This window comes from Novosphingobium sp. BL-S-33 (genome assembly GCF_056857025.1).
The window spans coordinates 3,453,520-3,478,885 of record NZ_CM166474.1; the positions used below are offsets into that span (position 1 = coordinate 3,453,520).

Here is a 25,366-nt window from a genome sequence, read left to right on the forward strand (position 1 = left end):
GCTTGGTGCCTTATGCTCCCGGCTCGTTTGAATCGTTACCGGAATTATTGTTGGCCGAAGAATCGTCGGCCGAATTGTTGTCGCCGGAGGTTTCGCCGGACGGTGCGGGCGTGATCATCGCCTCGGCCGCATCCTCCTCCGCGATTTCGTCCCGCGCGCCCAGCGCCGCGCGGCCGCGCGGGCCGTTGAAGTATTCCTGGATCCACGGATGATCGAGCGCGAGCAGTTCGGGGATCGTCCCCACCGCGATCACCTGCTTGTCCGCCAGCACCGCCACGCGGTCGCAGATGGCGTGGAGCGTATCGAGGTCGTGGGTGATCAGGAACACCGTAAGGCCCAGCGTTTCCTTGAGCCCGCGCGTCAGCCGGTCAAACGCGGCAGCCCCGATCGGATCGAGCCCGGCCGTCGGTTCGTCAAGGAACAGCAGTTCGGGATCGAGCGCCAGCGCGCGCGCCAGCCCGGCGCGCTTGCGCATGCCGCCGGAAAGCTCGCTGGGATACTTGTACGCCGTGTCCTCAGACAGGCCGGCAAGCCGCACCTTGAAGCGCGCGATCTCTGCCCGCAGTTCGTCGCCGATCTCCGGGAAGAACTGCTTGAGCGGCACTTCGACGTTCTCACCCACCGTCAGCGTGGAGAACAGCGCGCCGCCTTGGAACAGCACGCCCCAGCGCGAACGCAAATCGACATCGTCTTCCTCGTCGGCGGATTCGTCGATGCTGTGGCCCAGCACGGTGATCTTGCCCGCATCGGGCTGCTGGAGCCCGATGATCGAGCGCATCAACACCGACTTGCCGGTGCCCGAGCCGCCGACCACGCCGAGAATCTCGCCCTTGCGGACCCTGAGCGAGAGATTCTCGTGAATCACATGCTCACCGAAGGCATTGCGCAGCCCTTCGACCACGATCGGGCAATCGTCAGGCTGTCCGTCCTGCGCCTGCGGGCATTCGGTTTCGGTTTCGGTCATGCCCAGCCGATCTTGGTGAAGAAGATCGCGAAGAAAGCGTCGAGCACGATCACGGTGAAGATGGCCGTGACCACCGCCTGCGTGGTGCGCTGGCCCACTTCCTCTGCGTTCGATTTCACCTGCATGCCCTGATAGCAGCCCGCCAGCGCCACGATCAGCGCGAAGACGGGAGCCTTGAGCAGGCCTACCCAGACGTCGGTGATCGGCACCACTTCCTGCGTGCGCTTGAGGAAGGTCCAGAACGGAATGTCGAGCGCGAAGTTCGAGATCGTGGCGCCGCCGATGATCGCCAGCACCGTGGAATAGAAGCCCAGCAGCGGCATCATCAGCATCGTCGCCAACACGCGCGGTACCACCAGCGCCTGCATCGGCGAGACGCCGATGGTGCGCATGGCGTCCACTTCCTCGGTCAGCTTCATCGTGCCGATCTGCGCCGCGAAGGCAGAGCCCGACCGGCCCGCGACCATGATCGCGGTCATCAGGATGCCCAGTTCGCGCATGGCAAGGCGGCCGGTGAGGTTGATCGTATAGATCTCCGCCCCGAACTGGGCGAGCTGCACCGCGCCCTGCTGGGCGATGACGATGCCGATCAGGAAGCTCATCAGCCCGATGATCCACAGCGAATTGATGCCCACATACTGCATGTGGAACACCAGCGCCGTGCCGCGCAGGCGCGAGGGATGGCGGATCGCGGCGCCCAGCGCCAGAATCAGTTCGCCCAGAAATCCGGTCGCGCGGACGAAGCCCTTGCCCCAGTTGACCACCAGATCGCCGAATTCGCCCAGCGTGCGGATCAGCAATCCGGGCTGCGTCTCGACTTGCGGTTCGTCAACCGGCAGGCGGCCGATCGCGGCAAACAGGTTCCGCGCGGACTCGCTTTCGCCTGTGATTTCAAGCTTGTGCCGGCTGGCATAGCGGCTGACGAGCCAGGCGCCGGTCGTGTCGATGTCGGTCACGCCGGACATGTCCACCCGGTCGAACGGCCCATCCAGCTGCGCCAGCTTGGCATCGAGATTGCCCAGCGAATGGACGCAAAGCGGCCCCTTCAGCGCAACCGTGCGAACGCCGTCCTGGTCGCCTTGCGACAGAGTGAATTCAGCCCATTCCCGCATGTGCGCTCGTATTGGGGGAAAATGCCTGCACCGGCAAGGGGTTCCCCCGATGCGACGGATTGTTCATTTCGCAATTGCGGGGTTTTGTCGGGTGCGCTCGTCACATCCGTGACGCGCTTGCGGCACCAGCCCACTCCCCCACCCAATACTTGCGCGCGAAACGCGCAACTGGCAAAGCGCCGCGCCATGACCGACACTCCAGAAGCCGCTCCCGAAACCGCCCCTGAAACCGGGCTGGACAAGACCTTCGACCCTGCCCAGATCGAGGCGAAGTGGTATCAGCATTGGGAAAGCGAAGGGCTGTTCCGCCCCGAGCGTGCCGACGCGCAGCCGTTCACCATCGTGAACCCGCCGCCGAACGTCACCGGATCGCTCCACATCGGCCACGCGCTGGACAACACGCTGCAGGACATCGTGATCCGTCACGAGCGCCTGAAGGGCAAGGACGCGCTCTGGGTGGTCGGCACCGACCATGCCGGCATCGCCACCCAGATGGTGGTCGAACGCCAGATGGAAGCCAAGCAGGACAAGCGCGCCAACTACACGCGTGAGGCTTTCATTGAGAAGGTCTGGGAATGGAAGGCCGAATCCGGCGGCACCATCACCGGCCAGCTGCGCCGCCTCGGCTGCTCGATGGACTGGAGCCGCGAGCAGTTCACGATGGATCCGCACTTCACCAAGGCCGTGGTCAAGGTCTTCGTGGACCTGCACAAGCAGGGCCTGATCTATCGCGACAAGCGCCTGGTGAACTGGGACCCCAAGTTCCGCACCGCCATTTCCGACCTTGAGGTCGAAACGCGCGAAACCAACGGCCACTTCTGGCACATCAAGTATCCGCTTTCGGACGGCTCGGGCCATATCCACGTCGCCACCACCCGCCCGGAAACAATGCTGGCCGACATGGCCGTCGCGGTGAATCCCGAGGACGAGCGCTACAAGGAACTGCTGGCGCGCGGCGCCACGGTCACCCTGCCGCTGACCGGTCGCGAGATTCCCATCGTCGCGGACGAGCACGCCGATCCCGAACTGGGCTCGGGCGCGGTGAAGATCACCCCGGGTCATGACTTCAACGATTTCGAGGTTGGCAAGCGTGCGGGCTTCAAGGCCGGCGACATGCTCAACATGCTCGATGCCGATGCCAACGTCTGCCAGACGCAGGACGGCCTTGTGCCCGCGCAGTTCATCGGCATGGACCGTTTCGAGGCACGCAAGGCGATCGTTGCCTTCCTCGAAGACGACGGCCTGCTCGAAAAGGTCGAGGATCGCGTGATCCAGACCCCGTTCGGCGACCGCAGCGGCGTGGTGATCGAACCCTGGCTGACCGATCAGTGGTACGTCGATGCGCAGACGCTGGCCGGCCCGCCGATGGAAGCCGTCCGCTCCGGCGCGATCGAGATCGTTCCCAAGACCTGGGAAAAGACCTTCTTCAACTGGATGGAAAACATCCAGCCCTGGTGCGTCTCGCGCCAGCTCTGGTGGGGCCACCGCATCCCGGCATGGTACGCGGAAGACGGCGAGATCTTCGTGGCCGAGACCGAGGAAGAGGCACAGGCGCAGGCCGGCAACAAGAAGCTGACCCGCGACAACGACGTGCTGGACACCTGGTTCTCCTCCGCGCTCTGGCCTTTCGCGACGCTCGGCTGGCCTGATGAAGATGCCCCGCTGCTGAAGAAGCACTACCCGAACGACCTGCTGGTTTCCGGCTTCGACATCCTGTTCTTCTGGGATGCGCGCATGGCCATGCAGGGCATTCACTTCATGAAGGAAGTGCCGTGGAAGCGGCTCTACCTCCATGGTCTGGTGCGTGCTGCCGACGGCCAGAAGATGTCGAAGTCCAAGGGCAACGTGGTCGATCCGCTGGGCCTGATCGACAAGTACGGCGCCGACGCGCTGCGCTTCTTCATGGCCGCCATGGAAAGCCAGGGCCGCGACGTGAAGATGGATGAAAAGCGCGTCGAGGGTTACCGCAACTTCGCCACGAAGCTGTGGAACGCCGCGCGTTTCTGCCAGTCCAACGGCATCGTCGCCAGCACCTCGATCAAGGCGCCCGCAGCCACGTCCGCCGTCAACAAGTGGATCATCGGCGAAGTCGTCGAAACCGTCGCCGCGCTGGACAAGGCCATGGCCGACCTGCGCTTCGACGCGGCCGCCAACGCGATCTACCACTTCGTGTGGAACCAGTTCTGCGACTGGTACATCGAACTCATCAAGGGCAACTTCGACGAAGAGACCAAGGCCGTTGCCGGCTGGGTGCTCGACCAGATCCTCGTCATGCTCCACCCTTTCATGCCCTTCGTCACCGAAGAGCTGTGGAGCAAGATGGGCACGCGCGATCAGGACCTGATCGTCGCCGCATGGCCCGCGCCGGAAGCTTCGGTTGATGCCGAAGCCAAGGCCGAAGTCGAATGGCTGATCGCGCTGATCGGCAACTTGCGCGGCGCCAAGTCCGAACTCGGCATCGCACCGGGCGCGCGCCTCACTGCCTATGTCGCCGATCCCTCCGACGCGACCCGCGCGGTGATCGGCCGCAACGGTACCGTGATCGACCGTCTGGCGCGTCTGGACGCGATTCTGTTCGAGGCCGCTCCGGCCGGCGCCGCCATGCAGGTGGGCGCGGGCGACGCGACGCTGGCGATCCCGCTGGAAGGCGTGATCGACATCGCAGCGGAAAAGGCCCGTCTGGAAAAGGCCATGGCCGCTTCGGTCAAGGAACGGGACTCGCTCGACAAGCGTCTGGGCAACCCGGCCTTCGTCGAGAAGGCCAAGCCCGAGGCGATCGACAAGGCGCGTGCGGATCATGCCCACCACTCGGCCGAAGCCGAGCGTCTGGCTGCGGCGCTGGCACGACTGGGGTAAGATCAAGCGGAGGGAGGCGGGGCTAAGCCAACACCGCTCCCCCTCGTCGCCCCCGCGAAGGCGGGGGCCCCGCTTTTCTCGTTTCACGCGGAGGGACAGTGCAGCAATCCACCTCTCCGTGCCTCCGCGCCTCCGCGTGCAAAAAAGAAGAGGGATCCCCGCCTTTGCGGGGATGACGTAGTGAATATGATCAGTCGGACAGGTGGAAATGCTCTGAATGCGCTCGAAAATCCCACACCGACCTTCGTCATTGCGAGCGTAGCGAAGCAATCCAGCGCAGTGCCGCGCTGGATTGCTTCGCTACGCTCGCAATGACGAAGACAGTTCAGTCAATTCCATATTCCGTTAAAGGCGGAATTGTTGCCAATCCCGACTGTCATCCCGAATTCGTTTTCCTACCCCGCGCGCATCTGACACTTTTTCGCGCATGACCACCCTGCTTTCCTCACGATTCCAGCCACAAGGTGACACCTCCGACGCAAGGTGACACTTTTTGCTCTGGACCGTGTAAACTGTGTCAACCTCACCCCTCAAAACCGTAACCTTATACCGAGACCATCCGTGAAGCTTGCGCTTGCCACCACCACTCCCGGCGAACCCGAAGTGTTCGCTTCGCTTCAGGGCGAAGGGCCCAGCATGGGGCGGCCGAGCACGTTCGTGCGGCTGTCGCGCTGCAACCTCGCCTGCCAATGGTGCGACACCGCCTACACTTGGCGCTTCACCGGCGATAACCGCTTCCACCGCGACGATCTGGCGTTCGAGCGCAAGGCCAATCAGGTCATGGCCGAGGAAGCCGACGTGGCGCGCATGGTGGCCGACCTGCCGCCAGACCGGCTGGTGATCACGGGCGGCGAGCCGCTGCTTCAGGGCGCGCAACTGGCAAAGATGCTGGCCGCGCTCGACGAGATCCGCCCCGGAATGCATGTCGAGATCGAGACCAATGGCTCGGTCGCCCCGCATGCCAGCCTCGATGCACGGGTCCAGCAGTACAATGTCAGCCCCAAGCTGGCGCACAGCGGCAATCCGGCAGAACTGGCGCTGGTGCCCGAACGGCTGACGGCATGGGCGGCGGAGCGGCGCGCCTACTTCAAGTTCGTGGTGGCCGAGCCTGCCGATGTCGCCGAGGTCGAGGCCCTTAGGGATACTTACGCAATCCCCCGCGAGCGGCTATTCCTGATGCCCGAAGGACGCTCCAGCGATGTCATCAGGCAACGCTCGGGTTGGCTCTCGGATTTATGCATGCGTGAAGGCTATCGCTTCACAGACCGCCTGCACATCCACATCTGGGGCGATACGCGGGGCACGTAAGGGGACACATGAACGAAGCATCGCCAATTCCGGCCGGCGAGACCGAGCCCGAGGAAGCACCTCCGCCTCCACAGATGGCGCGGATGAAGGGCGACCTGACGCAAGGTCCAATCCTGAAGACGCTGCTGCTGTTCTCCGTCCCGATGCTGATCTCGAACGTCCTCCAGACGCTCAACGGATCGGTCAATGCGATTTGGGTCGGGCGGCTGCTGGGCGAAAGCGCGCTGGCGGCCACCGCCAACGCCAATATCATCATGTTCCTGATGATCGCGCTGGTGTTCGGTTTCGGCATGGCGACCACCGTGCGTGTCGGCCAGCACTTCGGCGCGCGGCAGATCGATGCGGCGCGCCGAACGTTCGGTTCGGGCGTGGGCTTCTGCACTTTGCTCGCGGTGATCTGCGGGCTTGGCGGCTGGTTCGGGGCGGATTCCCTGCTCCATACGCTGGGCACGCCCGAGGCCAGCCGGATCGAGGCACTGGCGTACCTGCGCGTGATCTTCGTGACGCTGCCGCTCGGCTCGCTGTCGCTGATGGTTTCCATGGGCATGCGCGGCGCGGGCGATTCCAAGACGCCGCTCTATGCGATGATCCTGACCGTGGCGCTGGACGTGATCCTGAACCCGCTGCTGATCATCGGCCCCGGCCCGCTGCCCTCGCTGGGCATTGCCGGATCGGCGCTCTCCACCGCTTTCGCGAACTTCGCAGGGCTGCTTTTCCAGGTCTGGCGGATCTACCGGCAGGACCTGCCGATGCGCCTGCGCGGCGCGGAGCTGGGCTACCTGATCCCGCGCGGCAGCGAGCTGAAGTACGTGATCCTCAAGGGCCTGCCGATGGGCGCGCAGATGCTGCTGGTGTCCTCTGCCGGGCTCATCATGGTCAGCCTCGTCAACAAAGAAGGGCTGCATTCGGCAGCAGCCTACGGTGCCTCGCTCCAGCTCTGGAACTACTTGCAGATGCCCGCCTTCTCGATCGGCTCGGCGGTCAGCGCGATGGTCGCCCAGTCGCTAGGCGCGCATGACCACAAGCGCGTGGGCAAAGTGACGGGAATTGGCCTTGTCACCAATCTGGCTATGTCGCTGGTGCTGGCGGCGCTGATCGTGCTGTTCGATCATCCGCTGCTGGCGCTGTTCCTCGGCGGCAACAGCCCGGCGATGCCGATCGCGCAGAACATTCAGGTCATCTGCACGGCATCGTTCGTGATCGTGTCGATCACCATGATCCTGACCGGCACGATGCGCGCTTACGGCGCGGTGGTCGCACCGTTGGTGATCATGTTCCTTGGCCTCTATCCGGGCCGCCTTGGCTTCTACTTCCTCGCCTATCCGCTGATCGGCAGCCAGGCGCTGTGGTGGTCCTACCCGGTCGGCTCGACGCTGACCGTAGCCATGACCGTCGGCTACTATCGCTGGGGCAAGTGGCGCGCAGCGTTCGATCTTTGAGAAACTCCTCCCCTGCAAGGGGAGGACACAAGGACCATCACCGCCCTTGCGCACGCCACCGCTGGACCGTGCGCAGAACGGCCTCCTCCTCGCCGCCGGAGCTGTTCCACAGCTCGGTGAACGAGGGGTCGGCCGAGGCTGGGCGCTTGTATTCCTCAAGCTCGTCGAACGAAACGCGGACCGGGATCGCCACGCCCTCGCCGCAGATGATGCACTCGCGGTTGCGCAGCGCCGGGATCGAATCGAGGAACCCCCGCGCGCCTTCGGGCATCGCCGCACGCACGAAGGCCTGGTCGCGGTCGTTGTTGAGCCGCATCGAGATGATCGTGCCGCACTGCGACAGCACGCCCTCGGCAAGGTCCGACGGACGCTGGGTAATGAGCCCCAGCGAGATGCCGTACTTGCGCCCCTCCTTGGCGATGCGCGACAGGATGCGGCCAACCGACGAGCCATCGGCGTTCTTCTCGTTCGGCACGTAGCGATGCGCTTCCTCGCAGACGAGCAGGATCGGCTGCGTCTTCTCCTCGCGCCCCCAGATCGCATAGTCGAAGACCATGCGGCTGAGCACGGCAACCACGGTGCTGGTGATGTCCGAAGGCACGCCCGAAACGTCGATGATCGAAATCGGCCGCCCCCGCGAAGGCAGGCGGAAGATCTTGGCGATGAACTCCGCCATCGTATCGCCCACCAGCATGCCCGAGAACATGAACTGATAGCGCGGATCGCCCTTCATCTCGTCGAGCTTGTTCTTGATGCGCACGTAAGGCGCGCTCGAATGGCCCTTGTCGAGCTTGCCCATGTGGTTGTTGAGAATGTTGGACAAGTCCGACAGCAAGTAGGGGATCGGCGAATCCACGGTGATCTTGCCCAGTTGTTCGGCGAGCCGGTTGCGCGAGCGCGCTTCCAGCAGGCACTTGGCTAGGATCTCGCAGTCGAGCTGACGGTCGTCCCCGCGCGCCGTCAGCAGCGTCTCGCAGTGCTCCTCGAAGTTCATCAGCCAATAGGGCATCTGGAGGTTCGAGACATCGAGGATCACGCCGGTATTGCGGAACGCGGACGCGTACTCACCGTGGGGGTCGATCATGATAATGTGACCCTCGGGCGCATGCTGGCAGATGCGGTGGAGGATCAGCGCGGCGCTGGTCGACTTGCCGGTCCCGGTGGAGCCCAGCAGCGCGAAGTGCTTGCCCAGCAAGGCGTCGATGTAAAGGCCGGCGCGGATGTCCTTGGTGGGATAGACATTGCCGATCTGGATCGCGCTGCGCCCGTCGCTGGCATAGATCTGGCGCAAATCCTCGGTGGTGGCCGGATAGACCAGCGAACCCGGCGAGGGATAGAAGGTAACGCCGCGGCGGAAACCGTGGATGCGGCCGGTCAGGCGCTCCTCGCTCCCCTCGCCCAGGAAGTCCGCCTCGGCAACGATGCCGCCGGGGATCTTGCTGTCGCTCTTCTGGTTGCGGATGCTGGCGAGCAGCCAGCCGTTGCCGACGCGGATCTTGACCTGACTGCCCACTTGCCCGGACTGCGCGACCGAAGGATCGCCATCCTTCATGACCTCGCCCAGCCGGTTGATGTCGAGCGCGATGCGGGTGCCCGCGCCGGAAATTTCGAGGATGACGCCGATCGGTTCGCGCCCGGTATCCAGTCGCGGTGCCTGCCGCTGTGGGGCGGCTTGAGGCTGCCCCTGGGGATGGGGCGCGGCAGATCCCGGCTGCGCGGTCGCCGACCCGGCCTGCGGCGCCCGTGTGGGATCGAAGCCTTCCATCTGCATCTGATTCATCATGCCCCCAAAAGTCCTTGGCGCTTGGAGAGCTATGACCGCGCAGTTAATTTCCGGCTAAAATCGCACTAATACGAAAGGCTCATAGTCCGTTTGAAAAATGCCCAAAGGGGCATTTTTAGCGCATCGCGAAAAGCCGGCCCGCAAGCCAGCCCATGCCCACAGAGACAGCGACTGCCAGCAGGCCATAGGCAAAGCCGTAATTCTCCGCAAAATCGGCGATGGCCCGCTCGACGCCGAGCTTGCGCACTTCCACCTGACTGCTGGCGGAGGCCACCACCCGGCCATTGGAAATGGCGAAAGTCTCCGCCGTATAAGTGCCGGTCGGCACGCGCGAGGGCAGGCCGATGCGCGCCTGATAAAGCACTTGCTCGCTCACTTTCACCCCGCCCTCATCCTCCCGGTAGAGGCCGTTGCGGCGGTTGAGATCGACCAGTCCGCCCGCGAAACGCGCCTGCTCGTCAGGATCGATCGCGCCGATCGGCGAAAGCTGCAACCACTTGAGCCCGAGTTCGTAGATCGCCGCCGTCTTGTCGTCGACGATCTTGGCGATCGGGCGGGTGGAGGCGATCGCGTAATAGGATGGTGCCGAACGCAGTTCGGTGCTGTCGGCATTGATCCAGATCCCGGCCACCTTCCGCTTCTGGCGCAGGACGATGGACTGGGTCGGCCCCTTCAACACGACAACGATGTCGTAATATTGCGCGGCGCGCGATCCCTCGGGAGTGAGGATGGCGCCGAACAACAGCAGTTCGGTCCCAGTGAAGCCCTGCTGCAACGCCACCTCGTGCTGCGAGACTTCGGGCACCAGAATGGGATCGCGAGAGCCGCCCAACATGAGCAGCGCCACAATGGCGAAAGCAGAGGCGGCCGCGGCCCTCACAGCGGCGCCACCGTGAATATCTCGTCAGGCCGATAGCCAAGTCCGATCGCCATGCGCCCCGCCACCAACAGCACGACCACGGCCAGGATCAGGCGCAATTTTACCGGACTGGCCTTCTGCGCGAATTGCGCGCCCAACTGCGCTCCCGTGACCGATCCGATCAGCAGGAGCGAGGCCAGCACCAGGTCGACCGCATGGGTGGTCATCGCGTGCATCATGGTCGTGGCGATGGTGGTGAAAAGAATCTGCCACAGCGACGTGCCGACCACCACATTGGCGCTCATGCCAAGGATGTAGAGCATCGCCGGAACCAGAATGAAGCCGCCGCCGATCCCCATCAGCATGGTCAGGATGCCCGTGGCGATCCCCAGCAGCAGCGGTGCCAGCGGCGAAATATAGAGCCCTGAGCGATAGAAGCGCCAGCGCATCGGCAGACTTGCGACCATCGGGTGATGGCGGCGCTTGCGCGCGGCAATCGGTACGCCGCTACGCTCAGCGCGGATGCCCTGAATGCTCTCGTTGGCCATGAGGCTGCCGATGGAGCCGAGCATGACCACGTAGAGGATATTGATGACGGTATCGATCTGGCCCAACCGGGCGAGGAAGTTGAACAGCACCGCCCCGATCCCGGTGCCGACAATGCCGCCCACCACCATCACGGTGCCCATCAGGTAATCCACGCCGCCGCGCTTGGCGTGGGCGAACACGCCGGAAACGCTGGCCCCGGTCACCTGGCTGGCCGCCGAGGCAGCGGCCACCGTCGGCGGGATGCCGTAGAAGATCATCAGCGGCGTCGTCAGAAAGCCGCCGCCCACGCCGAACATCCCCGACAGGATCCCTGTCAGTGCACCCAGACCAACGATGACCAGCCCGTTGACCGAGAGATTGGCGATGGGAAGATAGACATCCATGCGAGCTATCTCGCTACCGCAGCGCGGTGGCCGAGAAAAGCAGCGAATCAGAAACCTGCGGAAAGAGTGAGCGCGGGGCCCGAGCCCGGTTCGGCATCCCCCGCGACGCGGAAGCGCCAATCGACGCCGACGCGGCCGTTCACTCCGCGCGCCAGCGGCAGTGCGACGGTGGCCGAAGGTCCGGCATCGAGGCGGCTCGCCCCGTTCTGCGCCCCGCCCCAAAGCCCGCCACCGATCCTGCTTTCCACCCGGCCGAGCGACAGCAGCGCATGATCCACCCGCAGCTGTCCATCGGCAAACGGCGTCGCGTACTTGCCTGCCACATAGCCGGCCTGCCCATAGGCCTCCCCGCGCAAATGCCCGGGCAGTCCGAAGGGCGGCAGCGTGGTGATCGCCATGGCAGCAGGCTGGAAGCGGCTTTCGCCCGCCTGTTCGGTCAGCCGTCCTTCCAGTGCGGCAATCATCGGGAAAGACGGCAAGGGGCGCGCCGCTACACCAATCGCGGCGGCCGTCTCACGCTGGAGCTGCCCCAGCGTTGCCGTGCTGCGCATATAGACTTCGGGCCGATTGGCGGACTGCATGGCCAGACGATAGTGCAGGACTGCTCCGGCCTGACTGGCACCGTAAGTCGCCAGCAACGTGCCATTGACGAGCGGCCCGGTGCCGTTGCCGCGCAGTAGCGCCCATGAATCGACCGACCAGCGTTTTGGTCCACGAGGCACTCCGGCCATGGCGCCTGCGGGCGGTATCCCACCCCCAGGTATCGCCGACAGGGCCTGGAAGGAGGGAAGTCCCGCCGGCAGCCGTTCACGCGCAAAGGCCCGGATCAGAGCCGACGGAAAATCCCGACCGGGATTGGCTGCCGGTTGCTCAACGCGCGCCGCGAGCGATGACGGCTCCGCGGTCCTGTACTCTTTGCCGGTCGGGTAAGGTTGGGCGCCATAGATCAGTTCCGGCGGGTAGACCGCCCGCCCAAACGCCGCCCCTTGCGGCGATGCCATTCCTCCCGGACGGAAATCGCGCCAATTGCGCGCTTGCGGTACGGGCTCCGCGTACCCCCCCGCCAGCGTCTGGGGGCCGTTCACCAAGTCGAAGTGGTAAGCTGTCTCGCCCCGCGGGCTCGACGGAGCCGCTCTCGCAGGTTGAACCAGTGCGGGAATCGATGGTGTGGATTCTCATGCGGAGAGGCGCCCTCCGGTCCATGCGAAGAGCACCGCGAGCAAAACGACAACCGGCTGTCCGCGCATACAATCAGACATCAGGCTGCCGTCCGCATGGCATTGGGCATGTTTCCACGCGCGCCTTGTGTGGCCTTCACCGGCACGGCCGCGCGCGGTGCCGAAACGGTGGCCATGGCCGCCGGGTGGGCATCGTGATGGGTCTTGTCCCAGACGACCGCGCCGCCCGCGAGTGTCCGCAGATAGCTGACCAGCGCGCGCTTGCCTGCGAAAATCGAGATAAGATTGGCGACCGGCAAGCGCAGCAATGCGTATACCCCCTCAAGCGGGCCATATTCCCGCGCCGTGAACAGCACGCGCAGCGCGCAGCGCCATGCCAGACTGACCCCGCAGGCCACCAGCATCACCCGCAGCGTGGGCGAGAATTCGGGAGCCGCGTGCCATCCGGCGATCGCGCACCGACATCCACACGTCGGCAAGCCCCGCCCCGCCATCGAGCGGGCTCCAGCCGAGCCGGTCCCACGACTGGAAGGCGATGCCGTGGATCCAGCGCGTCTTCTGGCGAATCGAATCCTCGAGACGGGAAGGGAAGTAAGCGCGCGTCGCGACCAGATCGCCTCGCGCGTCGCGGGCGCGGATGAAGCGGCTCTTCCCCCCTGCCCGCCAGACCAGCACGCCCAGTTCGTAATCCTCGGTCAGGCACTCCGCCGCGAAGGGGCCGTTGTTGCCTTCTGCCTGACGATGCCCGGCGATCCGGGCCAGCATCTCACGCGAAAAACCGCAGCCCACGCCTGCTGCCGGCAGCGCGGCGCCAAGCGCATCGCGAATCACCAGCGACTTACTGTGCGCTTCGGCAAACTCGTCGAGATAGTGCCCGCCAATCCAGCGCGAACGCGGCTGGGGCTCCGGGCGCACCGGTATCTGCACGAAGTCCGCGCCCTTGAGCGCCGTGTCGATCACGGTCAGTTCGGCGCGATGCACCATGTCTTCTGAATCGTGCAGGATCACGCTGCGGAAGCGCTGCCCCCAGCGGCGCTCATCCTCGCACAGCGCGGCGTAGAGCCGATTGAGGCAATCCGCCTTTGTGGTCGGGCCATGCCGCGAATGGATGACCAGCCGGATTCGCGGATCCTGCCCGGCACCTTCCATGGCCGCCGCAAGCGTCGCCGGATCGTTCGCGTAACAGCCGACGTAGAGGCGAAAATCCTGCACCGGCCATGCTTCGATCGCGTGGCGCAAGGTATGGCCGATCACCGCTTCCTCGCGCCAGCACGCTATGAAAATCGCGGCGCGGCCGATCAGCGGCGCCTCGCAAGCCTCCTGAGACAGGCGCGTGCTGCGTCCCTTTCCGGCCAATTGCAGCCGCAGCCAGACAATATCCGTCGCCAGATCGTCGCAGGCGCCCAGCAAAAGCCAGAACGCGGTGAAGAGCAGCAGTTCCTGCTCCATATACTGCAAACAGACCGCAGCCTGCCCAATCACATACGCTGATCCCACGGTGCCCCCCATCGGCGCCGGCTCATCACCCCCTGTGATCTCGGCGCCTTGGGCAGGTTTGCCGGCTTGCATCCCCGTCAAGTCTGCCCGAAACAGGACTTATGAGTTCGGACCGAAATTTGGCCAATGAATTGGCGTTCCGTTTCACAAAGTTAATAAGAGGTGACGCAACCGCGGGAATTTTGCTGATCCTTGTGGCCGTATTGGCGCTTTTGACCGCCAATTCCGCGCTTGGTCATGGTTACCATGCGCTGTTTCATCACCCGCTCGCCTGGAGCCCGGTAGCGAGACTCGACACACTTCACGCGTGGATCAACGACGCGCTCATGGCGGTGTTCTTCTTCGTCGTCGGGCTGGAGATCAAGCGTGAGGTTCTTGACGGAGAACTCTCGAACCCGGCCCGGCGCCGCCTGCCGGTGCTGGCTGCGTTCGCGGGCATGGCCACGCCCGCGCTGATCTATCTCGCCACCGCCGGGATCTCGCTGCCAGCGCAGCGCGGATGGGCGATCCCGGCCGCGACCGACATCGCTTTCGCCGTGGGCGTGCTGGCGCTGCTGGGGCGCCGCGTGCCGGCCGCGCTGCGCCTGTTCCTGCTAACCGTGGCCATCGTCGACGATCTGGGCGCCGTGGCGGTGATCGCGCTGTTCTACACCGCGCGGATCGACGCCGGCTGGGCCATCGCGGCAGTGGCGGTGCTGGTGGCACTGCTCGCCTGCGGACGGCTGCGCGTGCCTTACGTCGCGGTATATCTGCTGCTGGGATTGGCTCTGTGGTTCTGCGTGCTGAATTCGGGGATCCACGCCACCGTCGCGGGCGTTCTGCTGGCCTTCACGATCCCGCTGCGCCCGCTGCGTGGCAAGTCGATGCTGCTGCGGCTGGAGCACGCGCTGGCGCCGTGGAACAGCTTCGTGATCGTTCCCCTGTTCGGCTTTGCCAATGCCGGCGTGGCACTGGCGGGAATCGGGTTTTCGGGGCTTCTCAGCCCAGTGCCGCTGGGCGTGGCGCTGGGACTGTTCTTTGGCAAGCAGATCGGCATCTTCTCGGCCATCGTGCTGTCCGACCGGCTCGGTTTTGCACCGCGCCCGGAAGGCGCCAGCTGGGTTCAGCTTTGGGGCATGGCCGTATTGTGCGGAATCGGCTTCACGATGAGCCTGTTCATCGGCGCCCTCGCCTTCCCGCAATCCCCCGAACTGGTGGAGGAGGCGAAGCTGGGCGTGCTGGCAGGATCGCTGCTCTCATCGCTGCTGGGCTATGCGATCCTGCGACTGGCAAAGCCGCTGCGGCGGGACTCGAAGCCGGTCGCGGCCTGACGCCGCTGCCGCTCCGCGTCCCGCCTTCGGGCAATTACCAGGAACCGACGTTCGGCATCGACGCCCAAGGCTCAGCGGGTTCGAGGCGGCCGTCCTGGAGCAGTTCCACGGAGATGCCGTCGGGCGTCCGTACGAAAGCCATGTGTCCGTCGCGCGGCGGACGGTTGATGATCACGCCGGCATCGGCCAGCGTCTGGCAGGTGGCGTAGATGTCATCGACCTGGAAGGCGAGATGGCCGAAATTGCGGCCTCCGCTGTATTCCTCGAAAGAACCGTCCTCGGCAGGCCAGTTGTACGTCAGCTCGACTTCGGACTCTTCGCCCGGAACGGCGAGATAGATCAGCGTGAAACGCCCCTGCTCGCTCGAAAAGCGGCGCGTTTCCTTCAGGCCGATGAGTTCGAAGAAGGCGATCGTCGACTCGGGATCGGTCACGCGGATCATGGTGTGAAGATACTTGGTCACGGGTAGTCCTTAGCGGAGGGAGAGTGCGGCGCGCCATTACGGCGTCTGCGCAGCGCATACGATAGACCAGACCGCGCCTGCCGCTCCACCTCGTTCTTGCGTCACGGCAGCAAACGGCGCCGTTGGGCACGAAAAACCCGCCCGGAATACTCCGGGCGGGTCTTCCCGCGAAATGGGTTTCGCCTGCCGTCAGGTCAGAACGAAGCGGTCAGCGTGCCAACCACGGTATCGTCGGTATAGCCGTCGATCGAAACGCCGCTGACGCCGATGTAGCTGACGCCCACCGAAAGTGGACCGTACACGGTCATCGAAGCGCCGATCGAGAAGTCCATACCGGTCTTGTCGTTGAACGACCGCGTACCGGCGCAATAATAGCAGGGCGACAGGACGCCGTCGGTATAGCCCAGGTGGCCCGAGATGGTGACCGGGGTCTTCGGAACCGCGAAGTCGATGTTGCCGTAGAGGTACAGGTTGTCCGAGTGGAAGCCGTCGTTATCGAGCAGGCCCTTCTGCTTCCAGGCATAGGCAAGGCCAGCCTTCAGCTTGGCCGGACCGACCGCGTACGACACCGAAGCGTAAGGCTCCCAGTAGTTCGCGTCGCCCACGTGGCCGCTCGGATAGACGTAGTAGAGGATGCCGCCGTCAAGCGTCAGGCCACCGCCCACATTGCCCGTCCAGCCCGCGATGAGGTCGAGTTCCTGATCGCCATAGACGTCGCCGCCATGGATCGAGGACGACCAGGTGCTGACATAGACGCCGCTCTTGTGCGAAACGGTGATGCCGCCCTGGATGGCCGGATCGCCGTTCGAAAGCGATACGCCGCGGAAGCGGTAATCGGTGGTGAGCGCAACGTTGCCGGTGACGGTGAAGTCCTTGGGAGGCGCAGCTTCGTCAGCAAAGGCGGGCGTTGCAGCGAGCGCGGAGCCCGCGAGGAGAGTCGCGGCGATGGCGCCACGGACGGACATAAGCATGTTCATTCCCTCACAAATTCTTTTTGGTGCTTGTTCCCGCCTGCACTTTCACCGCACGCCTCGTTTTGGGCGCAACTTGCGACAGCACAATAATGCTGCATCGCACCAAGGTCGTGCACAAGTAAAATTTCGTTTAAGCAACAATCAGGAAACGAAGTGTGGACTTTTTGCCACTCGCACATGCAGCACGCCCCGCGCTTGCCGTGGCGGTGATCGCGGCGTACACCTCGACACCGGATGTTTGCCAAAATCAGAAATCTCGTTGCCCGTCCCGCCAAGCAAAGGACACCGAAGCTCCCGCCGGGCCAGCGCGTCTATGCCGTTGGAGACATTCACGGCAGGCTCGATCTCTTCGAAGGGCTCATCGCCGCGATCGAACGTGACGACGCGGCACGGGGCGAGGCGGTCAGCGATGTCATCCTGCTGGGCGACCTGATCGACCGTGGCCCCGCCAGCGCCGGCGTGATCGATCGCGCTCGCCGCTGGTCGCGCGAACGCCGCGTTGAATTCATCCAGGGCAATCACGAGGAAATGCTGCTGGTCGCCGCCCGCAAGCTTGAGGCGTTCCGCAGCTTCCTCAAGTTCGGCGGCCGTGAGACGATCATCTCTTACGGAGTCGACCCCGATTTCGCGATGGAAGCGGGGATGGAGGAACTCCAGCTGGCCATGCTGGACGCCATTCCGCAGGACGATTTCGATTTCCTCGACAGTTTCGAGAAGATGGTGCGCATCGGCGACTATCTCTTCGTCCATGCCGGGGTGCGCCCCGACACGCCGCTGGACCACCAGCTCGGCCACGATTGCCGCTGGATTCGCGAGCCGTTCCTCACGCATGACGGTGATTTCGGCGCCGTGGTGGTGCACGGTCACACGATCACGGAAGCCCCGGAAATCCGCGCCAACCGCATCGGCATTGATACCGGCGCCTATATCCACGGCACGCTGACCGCGATCGGCCTTGAGGGCGAAAACCGCTGGTTCATCCAGGCGCGCGACGAAGGCGGCGGCATCTCGATCCAGATCGCCGCGTAAAGTCCCAGCCCCAAGACGGGGTGGGGAACACATTTCATCTAATGCACCGGGGAGCCTGTAAGCCGGGTTCTGTGCCTGGCGTGGTCTCCCAATCGAGGGACCTTACGCCGCGGCGGCAGCCATTCCTCTAGGCGACGCATTGCTACGCCGCTCAAGCGACCAACCCGGGCTGCCTGGGTCTGAAACAAACCCGCCGTTCAAGACAGCGCGCAGCCCCTATTCGGTCTTGCTCCGGGTGGGGTTTACCTTGCCGCTTTCCGTTACCGGAAGCGCGGTGCGCTCTTGCCGCACCCTTTCACCCTTACCTGCCTTTCAGGGCGAACCCTGACGAGGCGAGGCGGTCTGCTCTCTGTGGCACTTTCCCTAGGCTTCGCCGGGCCTGAAAACCCGACTCGCCCGGCGGGCATTACCCGCCACCCTTGTTTCGTGGAGCCCGGACTTTCCTCGCGCATCCGAAGATGCCCGCGGCTGCCCAGCTCCCCGGTGCGAGCGGTCACCTAGCACGGCCGGTGTCTCGCTCCAACAGCAGTTCGAACAGGATTCCGCCTATTTCGCCATCGATCTCGCCGTCGATCATGTCGGGCCGCCAGCGCCGCTGGAACGCCCGCACCGCCGCGCGGCCATCGGCGATGTCATAGCCGAAGCGTTCGAGCGCGAGGTAGAAGGCGCCGGGATTGTCGTAGAACAGGTTCATCTTCGCGGCCGGAATTTCCAGCGCGAGTCCAAGCTGGCCCAGTCGCTCCCAGTCGAAATACTCGCCCGGGTCTTCCTTGCGCGCGGGGGCAATGTCGGAATGGCCGACCACATTGGCGCGCGGGATATCGTGCCGGTCCATGATGTCCGCCAGCAGCGGCAGCAGCGCATCCATCTGCGCCTCGGGAAACGGCCGGTAACCCCATTCGTGTCCGGGATTGACCAGTTCGATGCCGATCGAGGCTGAGTTCACGTCGGTCACGCCGCGCCAGTAGGACCGGCCTGCATGCCAGGCCCGCTTGTCCTCGGGCACGAGCGAGGTAACCAGGCCCTCCTCGTCGATCATGTAATGCGCCGAGACTTCGGCCTCGGGATCGCACATCCGCGCGAGCGCTTCTTCGGCGGTTTTCATGCCGGTATAGTGGAGCACCACCATCGACACCGGCAGCTTGCGCGCATTCTGGTTGGGCGATTCGACGACGCGGTTGACCAGCCACCGATTCATCGCCCTTCCCTTTCCCTACTATCCGGTCTCGCGCACTCTGGCCTTGCGGTCAGACTCCGGGCAATACCGCGCCAAGTACCAGCGCGTCATCCCCCAAAGCATATTGCAGGCGGCCGCCGAGGCTTTGCGCGAGCTGCTGGATCATGGCCGCGGGTGCGGTGCGGCTCGACAGGTCGCCTTCGGGCAGCGTACCTTCCAGCGCCCGGCCGACGTCGCGATCGAACGCAATGCGCGGGCCCGCCGCGCGGACCACGATCTCGCTGGTACCGCTGGTAAGCTGGTCCGGGCGCAGTTCGGCGGCGATGTCCAGCGTGCCGCCGCGCGGCAGCGCCTCGATCCCGATCAGCGCGAAATTGAGCAGCGTCTTGATCGCCGGCTTGGGCAGAATATCGCTGCCGAGCGACCAGTTGACCACGATCCGCGCATTGTTCGCGATCAGCGCATCGACCAGTGCCCGCGCCTCGCTCACCGGCACCATGTCTCCGAAACCGCCCGCCGCGCCGAAGGCGAGGCGGAAGAACTTCAGCTTGTCCGCCGAGATCCGTGCGCTCTGGTCGAGAAGTTCGAAGCAGCGCTGGCGCATCTCCGGATCCTTCTCGTCCGAGAGCAGCTCAAGACCGTTCGATAGCGCCCCCACCGGGCTCAACATGTCGTGGCACAGGCGCGAACAGAGAAGGCTGGCAAGTTCGATCGCGCTCGTGGTCATCGTGAAAGGGACTTCCATCACATTCCGGATTGGGATGCCGGGTGGGTATCGGGTGCTTGCGACTCTGGCGAGACAGCCGAATCCGGCCGACGTCCACCAGCGATGTCGCAGGTTATTGGTGAAAAACCATTCCCGCTATCTCGCCAGAAAGCAACACGCCCGTCGCCGATGATCGCCCAAATCCGCAAATCGCCGGTGGAATGTTCGCGATCCACGGCGGAAGGTACGGGCTGTCCCGTAGGGTGCGAATGGTAATAGCCCAGAACTTGGGGCCCACCGCTCCGCGCGGCGCGGTGCGCGGCGAGCAGCGCAGCGGGATCGATCTCGAAATGCCGCGTGCGCTCGGCCGCGACATTGCCGGCAGGCACGGCGCGATTGATGCGCTCGCGCCCGTCCAGCGATTCGCCCAGCAGAAGCCCGCAGCACTCTTCCGGATGCGCGCGGACCGCGGCGGCCAGCAGAGCCGACACAACCTCTTCTGTCAGCTCGACAACTCTTGTCACTTCGACATTCATCCCCAAATCGTACAGACAATGGGGGTCATGGAAAACATCATTGAAGGTACGATCGGGGAGGCTGGTGGCCGCCTCGACAAGGCACTGGCCGATGCCAGCGGCCTTTCGCGCGAACGAATCAAGGCCCTGATGGGCGAGGGCCGGGTCACGCTTTCGGGCAAGCCCGCCGGACAGGCCTCACTCAAGGTTGCGCCGGGCACACCGTTCGCCATCGCCGTGCCCGAAGCCGCCCCCGCCGAGGCCGAAGCCCAGGATATCCCCCTCAACGTCGTGTTCGAGGACGAATACCTGATCATCGTCGACAAGCCGACCGGCCTGGTCGTTCACCCTGCAGCGGGCAATCTTGACGGCACGCTGGTCAATGCCCTGCTTCATCACTGCCGGGGCCAGCTTTCGGGAATCGGCGGCGTCGCGCGGCCGGGAATCGTTCACCGCATCGACAAGGATACGTCGGGCCTTCTGGTCGTCGCCAAGACCGACCGGGCTCACGAAGGCCTTGCCGTCCAGTTCGCGGATCACTCGATCGAGCGCGCCTATCGCGCCGTCGTCGCCGGAAAACCGATTCCGCTCGCCGGGACTGTAACCGGAGCGATCGGTCGTTCGAATACCAACCGTAAAAAGATGGCACTCGTAGAATCAGGCAGAGGCAAGCACGCGGTAACGCATTACCGCACGATCGAGGCGCTGAAAGGCGCAGCGCTCGTGGAGTGCCGCCTCGAAACAGGACGAACACATCAGGTGCGCGTTCACATGTCGTCAATCGGGCATTCGCTATTGGGAGATCCTGTCTATGGACGCACCCCTTCAGCAATTCGCCCGGTCCTTCAGCGACTCGGATTTCATCGCCAGGCTCTGCACGCTGCGGAACTTGGCTTTGTCCACCCCGTTACAGGGGAGACGGTCCGATTTTCCAGCCCGCTTCCCGACGACATGCGGGCCCTGATCGACGAACTGCGTCAGTGAAATCGGTTTAACATGCTATCTTGAACAGGTGGCCCCAAGCTAAGATGCCTGCATAGGGTCTTTGACCGCGGGCCGACCGGAAAGGACGGATGACAGTGAGCACCAAGCAACGCAATCTCCCGGCGGTTCCATCGCTGGGCAGTGAGCAGAGCCTTAACCGCTACCTCTCCGAGATTCGCAAGTTCCCGGTGTTGGCGCCCGAGCAGGAATACATGCTCGCCAAGCGCTACACGGAACATGAAGATCCCGAAGCAGCGACACAGCTCGTAACCAGCCATCTTCGCCTCGTCGCGAAGATCGCGATGGGCTATCGTGGCTATGGCCTGCCCGTGTCCGAACTGATCTCCGAAGGCAACATCGGCCTTATGCAGGGGGTCAAGAAGTTCGAACCCGATAGGGGCTTCCGCCTCGCCACATATGCTATGTGGTGGATCAAAGCGTCGATTCAAGAGTACATCCTGCGTTCGTGGTCGCTCGTGAAGATGGGCACCACCGCCGCGCAGAAGAAGCTGTTCTTCAACTTGCGTCGCATGAAGAAGAATCTCGACGCTTACGAAGACACCGATCTGCATCCGAAGGATGTGGCCACCATTGCCACCACGCTCGGCGTGTCGCAGCAGGAAGTGGTCAACATGAATCGGCGCATGATGATGGGCGGCGATGCTTCGCTGAACGTCTCGCTGCGTGAGGAAGGCGAAGGCCAGTGGATGGACATCCTTGCGGATGACCGCCCGCTTCAGGACGAAACCGTCGCCGATGCCGAAGAGGCCACCGTGCGCCACGCCATGCTGGTGGAAGCGATGGACAGCCTCAACGAACGTGAGCGCGACATTCTGACCGAACGCCGCCTGACGGACGATCCCAAGACGCTTGAGGAACTGAGCCAGGTCTACAGCGTCAGCCGCGAACGCGTGCGCCAGATCGAAGTGCGCGCTTTCGAAAAGCTCCAGAAGGCGATGAACCGCATCGCCTCTGACAAGAAGCTGGTTCCCGCGCTCTAAGGGCTGCGGCACTGCTGAAATAGAAACCGGGTCGTCCGCAGGGACGGCCCGGTTTTCTTTTGTCCCCCGCGTCCTCAGGCCGGTCCGAACCGCGCCGCCATGTCCACGGTACCGCGCTTGCCGAGGTGTTCGATATTGGCCTCGCACCACTGCTTCGCCGCCACCTCGCCCACATCGTGGAGCTTGAGAAGCAGGTGGCGGACGGGCAGCAGCTTGGTCTGCGCGGGCATGGCCGAGAGCGTGGGCTCGTCATGGATCTCGTGAAGCCGCAGCCGCTCGACCTGGGCGATAAGGCCGTCCTTGGCGCGGGTATGCCCGATCGAGGATTTCAGCAGCAGCAGCCCCTGCAATTCCTTCCGCATCGACTGGTTGAAGCCGATCTCGGTCAGGCGGTCCACGATCGCCGCGACCCCGCGCGGCGTATCGGGCCGAACTTGCGCATTGACGGTGATGAGCAGCAGATCGTCGTTCGGACTTTCCAGCACGAGCGGGACCAGCGGCGGATTGGCGCTGTAGCCACCGTCCCAATAGTCCTTGCCATCGATGCTCACCGGCGGAAAATAGAGCGGCAGGCAGGCCGAAGCGAGCAGCGCATCGGTGCTCAGTTCCTCGTTGCGGAACAGGCGCAGCCGGCCCGAGCGCGCGTTGGTGGCCGAAATGAATAGTTGCGGGGCATTTTCGCTGCGAATGGCGTCGAAATCGACATGCGTCTCGATCACCTTGCGCAGGATCTCCTGCATCTCGCGGCCAAGTTCGGGCGAGCCATGGGTCATGCCGATGTCGCCGAACACCGTGGTCCACCACGAAGAGACTGCGCGGGAGGTCTGCGGGAACGCCTCGATCATCGGGATCAGCGGCCCGGCTTCGCGCCCCGAGCGGTTGAGTTCCTTCCAGAAGGCCCGCAGCCGCTCACGCGCCTCCTCGCGTCCGCCGGAAACGAGGCCTGAGACCAGCACGGCCGCATTCATGGCCCCCGCGCTCGCCCCGCTGAGCGCGCCGATGTTCAGCCGCTCATCCTGCAACAAGCCGTCGAGCACGCCCCAGGTGAAGGCGCCATGGGCGCCCCCGCCCTGGAGCGCGAGATCGAGGCTGGGGATGGGCTTTTCCTTGGAAAACATGCCCATGCGCGCCGACAGATCAGTTCTGCGGCGCGTTGAGAGTGGCGAAAGTCTCGGCGTAGCGACCCTCCGCCTCGGCGTTGCGCAGGAAGGCGAGGCGTTGCACGCCGATCAGGCCCGGCGTCGGCTCCTGCGCGAAAAGGCTCATCACCTCGTCAATGAAATCGCCAAGCGGCATGTAGCCTTCCCGGGTCGACTGGCCGGGCGTCAGTTCGGTCTGCACCGCCGGCGGGGCCAGTTCGATGACTTCGACTTTGCCCGCCAGCGCGAGGCGCAACGAATCGGACCAGGAATGGATCGCCGCCTTGGTCGCCGAATAGACCGCCGCGCGCACCAGCGGCACGAACGCCAACCCCGAACTGACATTGACGATCGCCGCGTCAGGCTGCGCCGAAAGATGCTCGACCAGCGCATCGGTCAGGCGGATCGGCCCGAGCAGGTTGGTGACCACACAGGCCTCCGCCACGGCAAGATCGCGCGGAGCAGAAACATCCTCCAGCGGCATGATCCCCGCATTGTTGACCAGCACGTTGAGCGCCGGGAACTTCGCCAGCACGTCCTGCACGAAAGTCCGGATCGCGCCTTCATCCGTCACATCGAGCGCCGCCGCGTGGATGTTCGCGCGGCCCTTGGCCGTCTCTTCCAGACTGGCGAGCGTGCGCCCGGTCACGATCACGACATTGCCCGCGTCATGCCAGCGCTGCGCCAGTTCGCGCCCAATGCCGGAGCCACCGCCGGTGAGAAGAATGGTGTTGCCGCTGGTCTTCATGGGGGGACACTCCTTTGCCGGGGAAACATCGGTGTAATCGCAAATTCCGTGCAGGAAAGTCGCCATAACGGGTTTCGATGACGCTGCGGTGCACGAGGATTGATCGCAGTGCACTTTTCCGCCGCGTCCAAGCCCGCTAGGGGATGCGGCAACTTCCTTCGAATTCAGGGCCCTCTCGCTTGCTGCGCATCACTGCCAAAGTCATCGTCTGGTTCGTCGCGATCAGCGTGGGGCTGACCGTGCTCTATCGCTTCGTGCCGCCGCCGGTGACGGTCACGATGCTGTCCGACGGCAACGGCATCACCAAGGACTGGCAGCCGCTGAGCCGGATCGACCGCAACATGCCCGCCGCCGCCATCGCCGCCGAGGACGGAAAGTTCTGCACGCACAATGGCTTCGACACCGACGCCATCGAAAAGGCCTTCGAACGCAACGCCGCCGGCGGACGCCTGCGCGGTGGTTCAACGATCAGCCAGCAAACCGCCAAGAACGTGTTCCTGTGGCAAGGCGAAGGCTGGACGCGCTACATCCGCAAGGGCTTCGAGGTCTGGTTCACCTTCCTGATCGAATCGCTGTGGGACAAGCGGCGAATCATGGAAGTCTACCTCAACGTCGCCGAAACCGGCATTGGTACGTACGGCGTGGAAGCCGGCGCCCAGCGCTACTACGGCAAATCGGCCACCAATCTCACGCCAATCGAGGCCGCGCGCATCGCCGCCGCCCTGCCCAGCCCCAAGACGCGCGACGTCAAGAACCCCTCCGGCTTCACGCGCCGCTACGGCAACACGATTGCCGCGCGCATCGGCACGGTGAAGCGCGCCGGCTTCGATTCCTGCATCTACGAGTAAGCCGGAAAGCCCTGCTCACTTCGAGCGGGCAGGCTTCTTCGCAAGATTGAGTTCGATTGCGGTGCGTACCAGTGCGGTCAGCGCCGCTTCGTCGACCGTCTCGCCTTCATGAAAATCGATGGCGCGGCGCACGTTGCCGTCCAGGCTGGAATTGAACAGCTCCGCCGGATCCGGAAGCGAGGCGCCCTTGGTAAAGGTCATCTTGACCGCCGCCTTGTACGTCTCGCCGGTGCAGATGATGCCGGAGCGCGACCAAACCGGCACGCCGCGCCATTTCCATTCCTCGACGACTTCCGGATCGGCCTTGAGCACGATCGAGCGAAGACGCGCCAGCATTTCGCCGCGCCAGTCATTCAGTTCCGCGATCCGTGCATCGATGAGCCGCGAAGGCTCCGCCCCGTCGCCATTTCCGCTCATTTGCGTCACGCTCCCGCCATTCAGTCGCAGGGACGCAGGCTAGGCCAGCCGCCCACATTTCCGCAAGGCCCACGGCGCATTGGCACCCACGCACAAAAAAGGGGAGAGAACCGAAGTTCTCTCCCCT

Annotated in this window: 24 protein-coding genes and 1 other RNA gene; 8 read left to right on the top strand and 17 right to left on the bottom strand. The window is 64.3% G+C overall.

What is annotated here, in order from left to right; genetic code table 11:
• Positions 1 to 10 precede the first annotated feature (10 nt).
• Together AC1VVM_RS15955 and AC1VVM_RS15960 are read right to left on the bottom strand one after the other, a co-directional pair.
• The gene (locus AC1VVM_RS15955) at positions 11 to 964 is read right to left on the bottom strand and encodes an ABC transporter ATP-binding protein (RefSeq protein WP_482904606.1); all 954 of its coding nucleotides are present in this window, start codon (positions 962 to 964) and stop codon (positions 11 to 13) included.
• Complete coding sequence (locus AC1VVM_RS15960) at positions 961 to 2,076, bottom strand: ABC transporter permease (RefSeq protein WP_482955488.1); 1,116 nt, start codon at positions 2,074 to 2,076, stop codon at positions 961 to 963. The genes AC1VVM_RS15955 and AC1VVM_RS15960 overlap by 4 nt, the downstream gene beginning before the upstream one ends.
• Positions 2,077 to 2,262: 186 nt before the next feature.
• Between AC1VVM_RS15960 and AC1VVM_RS15965 the strand changes: the two genes are divergently transcribed.
• The 3 genes from AC1VVM_RS15965 (at position 2,263) to AC1VVM_RS15975 (ending at position 7,679) form a co-directional block, all read left to right on the top strand.
• Positions 2,263 to 4,932 carry a valine--tRNA ligase gene (locus tag AC1VVM_RS15965; protein ID WP_482955489.1) on the top strand — a complete coding sequence of 890 codons (2,670 nt, stop codon included), beginning with the start codon at positions 2,263 to 2,265 and terminating at the stop codon, positions 4,930 to 4,932.
• A gap of 561 nt (positions 4,933 to 5,493) precedes the next feature.
• Positions 5,494 to 6,240 (top strand): 7-carboxy-7-deazaguanine synthase QueE, encoded by a 747-nt coding sequence (locus AC1VVM_RS15970; protein WP_482955490.1) that lies wholly within the window; start codon positions 5,494 to 5,496, stop codon positions 6,238 to 6,240.
• Positions 6,241 to 6,248: 8 nt separating this feature from the next.
• Positions 6,249 to 7,679, top strand: coding sequence for an MATE family efflux transporter (locus AC1VVM_RS15975; RefSeq protein WP_482904609.1), 1,431 nt, complete (start codon positions 6,249 to 6,251; stop codon positions 7,677 to 7,679).
• A gap of 37 nt (positions 7,680 to 7,716) precedes the next feature.
• Here the strand turns inward: AC1VVM_RS15975 and AC1VVM_RS15980 are convergent, their stop codons facing one another.
• The 6 genes from AC1VVM_RS15980 to AC1VVM_RS16005 all read right to left on the bottom strand — a co-directional run bounded on the left by AC1VVM_RS15980 (position 7,717) and on the right by AC1VVM_RS16005 (position 13,928).
• On the bottom strand, positions 7,717 to 9,462 hold the full coding sequence (locus tag AC1VVM_RS15980) for an ATP-binding protein (RefSeq protein WP_482955491.1): 1,746 nt from the start codon (positions 9,460 to 9,462) through the stop codon (positions 7,717 to 7,719).
• Between the two features lie 115 nt (positions 9,463 to 9,577).
• The gene (locus tag AC1VVM_RS15985; protein WP_132387427.1) at positions 9,578 to 10,297 is read right to left on the bottom strand and encodes a TIGR02186 family protein; all 720 of its coding nucleotides are present in this window, start codon (positions 10,295 to 10,297) and stop codon (positions 9,578 to 9,580) included.
• Between the two features lie 41 nt (positions 10,298 to 10,338).
• Positions 10,339 to 11,253, bottom strand: coding sequence for a sulfite exporter TauE/SafE family protein (locus AC1VVM_RS15990; RefSeq protein WP_482904611.1), 915 nt, complete (start codon positions 11,251 to 11,253; stop codon positions 10,339 to 10,341).
• Positions 11,254 to 11,300: 47 nt separating this feature from the next.
• The gene (locus AC1VVM_RS15995) at positions 11,301 to 11,984 is read right to left on the bottom strand and encodes a hypothetical protein (RefSeq protein ID WP_482955492.1); all 684 of its coding nucleotides are present in this window, start codon (positions 11,982 to 11,984) and stop codon (positions 11,301 to 11,303) included.
• A gap of 527 nt (positions 11,985 to 12,511) precedes the next feature.
• Positions 12,512 to 12,739 (bottom strand): hypothetical protein, encoded by a 228-nt coding sequence (locus AC1VVM_RS16000; protein WP_482955493.1) that lies wholly within the window; start codon positions 12,737 to 12,739, stop codon positions 12,512 to 12,514.
• A gap of 13 nt (positions 12,740 to 12,752) precedes the next feature.
• Positions 12,753 to 13,928 (bottom strand): glycosyl transferase family protein, encoded by a 1,176-nt coding sequence (locus tag AC1VVM_RS16005; protein WP_482955494.1) that lies wholly within the window; start codon positions 13,926 to 13,928, stop codon positions 12,753 to 12,755.
• Positions 13,929 to 14,029: 101 nt separating this feature from the next.
• Between AC1VVM_RS16005 and nhaA the strand changes: the two genes are divergently transcribed.
• The gene (gene nhaA, locus AC1VVM_RS16010) at positions 14,030 to 15,238 is read left to right on the top strand and encodes a Na+/H+ antiporter NhaA (RefSeq protein WP_482955495.1); all 1,209 of its coding nucleotides are present in this window, start codon (positions 14,030 to 14,032) and stop codon (positions 15,236 to 15,238) included.
• 34 nt (positions 15,239 to 15,272) lie between these two features.
• Here the strand turns inward: nhaA and AC1VVM_RS16015 are convergent, their stop codons facing one another.
• Positions 15,273 to 15,701, bottom strand: a complete 429-nt coding sequence (locus AC1VVM_RS16015; RefSeq protein WP_482904614.1) for a VOC family protein — start codon at positions 15,699 to 15,701, stop codon at positions 15,273 to 15,275.
• A 194-nt stretch (positions 15,702 to 15,895) separates the two neighbouring features.
• Complete coding sequence (locus tag AC1VVM_RS16020) at positions 15,896 to 16,672, bottom strand: TorF family putative porin (RefSeq protein WP_132386594.1); 777 nt, start codon at positions 16,670 to 16,672, stop codon at positions 15,896 to 15,898.
• A gap of 237 nt (positions 16,673 to 16,909) precedes the next feature.
• Here AC1VVM_RS16020 and AC1VVM_RS16025 point away from each other — a divergent pair, with 237 nt between their 5' ends.
• Positions 16,910 to 17,704 carry a metallophosphoesterase gene (locus tag AC1VVM_RS16025; RefSeq protein WP_482904616.1) on the top strand — a complete coding sequence of 265 codons (795 nt, stop codon included), beginning with the start codon at positions 16,910 to 16,912 and terminating at the stop codon, positions 17,702 to 17,704.
• Positions 17,705 to 17,746: 42 nt separating this feature from the next.
• Here the strand turns inward: AC1VVM_RS16025 and rnpB are convergent.
• From rnpB to AC1VVM_RS16045, 4 genes are all read right to left on the bottom strand, one after another.
• Positions 17,747 to 18,188: RNase P RNA component class A (gene rnpB, locus AC1VVM_RS16030), an RNA gene on the bottom strand.
• 9 nt (positions 18,189 to 18,197) lie between these two features.
• The gene (locus AC1VVM_RS16035) at positions 18,198 to 18,902 is read right to left on the bottom strand and encodes an N-acetylmuramoyl-L-alanine amidase (RefSeq protein WP_482904617.1); all 705 of its coding nucleotides are present in this window, start codon (positions 18,900 to 18,902) and stop codon (positions 18,198 to 18,200) included.
• 49 nt (positions 18,903 to 18,951) lie between these two features.
• The gene (locus AC1VVM_RS16040; RefSeq protein ID WP_132387429.1) at positions 18,952 to 19,608 is read right to left on the bottom strand and encodes a histidine phosphotransferase family protein; all 657 of its coding nucleotides are present in this window, start codon (positions 19,606 to 19,608) and stop codon (positions 18,952 to 18,954) included.
• A gap of 17 nt (positions 19,609 to 19,625) precedes the next feature.
• Positions 19,626 to 20,123 carry a M67 family metallopeptidase gene (locus tag AC1VVM_RS16045; RefSeq protein ID WP_482904618.1) on the bottom strand — a complete coding sequence of 166 codons (498 nt, stop codon included), beginning with the start codon at positions 20,121 to 20,123 and terminating at the stop codon, positions 19,626 to 19,628.
• An 18-nt stretch (positions 20,124 to 20,141) separates the two neighbouring features.
• On the opposite strand from AC1VVM_RS16045, the gene AC1VVM_RS16050 reads away from it, so the two are divergent.
• Together AC1VVM_RS16050 and rpoH are read left to right on the top strand one after the other, a co-directional pair.
• Complete coding sequence (locus AC1VVM_RS16050) at positions 20,142 to 21,086, top strand: RluA family pseudouridine synthase (protein WP_482955496.1); 945 nt, start codon at positions 20,142 to 20,144, stop codon at positions 21,084 to 21,086.
• Between the two features lie 89 nt (positions 21,087 to 21,175).
• Positions 21,176 to 22,087 (top strand): RNA polymerase sigma factor RpoH, encoded by a 912-nt coding sequence (gene rpoH, locus AC1VVM_RS16055; protein WP_482904620.1) that lies wholly within the window; start codon positions 21,176 to 21,178, stop codon positions 22,085 to 22,087.
• 74 nt (positions 22,088 to 22,161) lie between these two features.
• Here rpoH and AC1VVM_RS16060 read toward each other — a convergent pair whose 3' ends face one another.
• Together AC1VVM_RS16060 and AC1VVM_RS16065 are read right to left on the bottom strand one after the other, a co-directional pair.
• The gene (locus AC1VVM_RS16060) at positions 22,162 to 23,205 is read right to left on the bottom strand and encodes a patatin-like phospholipase family protein (RefSeq protein ID WP_482904621.1); all 1,044 of its coding nucleotides are present in this window, start codon (positions 23,203 to 23,205) and stop codon (positions 22,162 to 22,164) included.
• Between the two features lie 19 nt (positions 23,206 to 23,224).
• Complete coding sequence (locus tag AC1VVM_RS16065; protein ID WP_132386606.1) at positions 23,225 to 23,974, bottom strand: SDR family oxidoreductase; 750 nt, start codon at positions 23,972 to 23,974, stop codon at positions 23,225 to 23,227.
• Positions 23,975 to 24,156: 182 nt separating this feature from the next.
• Between AC1VVM_RS16065 and mtgA the strand changes: the two genes are divergently transcribed.
• Positions 24,157 to 24,822: a monofunctional biosynthetic peptidoglycan transglycosylase gene (gene mtgA / locus AC1VVM_RS16070; protein WP_482956366.1), complete on the top strand. Its 666-nt coding sequence runs from the start codon at positions 24,157 to 24,159 to the stop codon at positions 24,820 to 24,822.
• A 15-nt stretch (positions 24,823 to 24,837) separates the two neighbouring features.
• Here mtgA and AC1VVM_RS16075 read toward each other — a convergent pair whose 3' ends face one another.
• A complete protein-coding gene (locus AC1VVM_RS16075) occupies positions 24,838 to 25,239 on the bottom strand; it encodes a DUF1801 domain-containing protein (protein WP_482955497.1) in 402 nt (133 codons plus the stop codon).
• Positions 25,240 to 25,366: the final 127 nt, after the last annotated feature.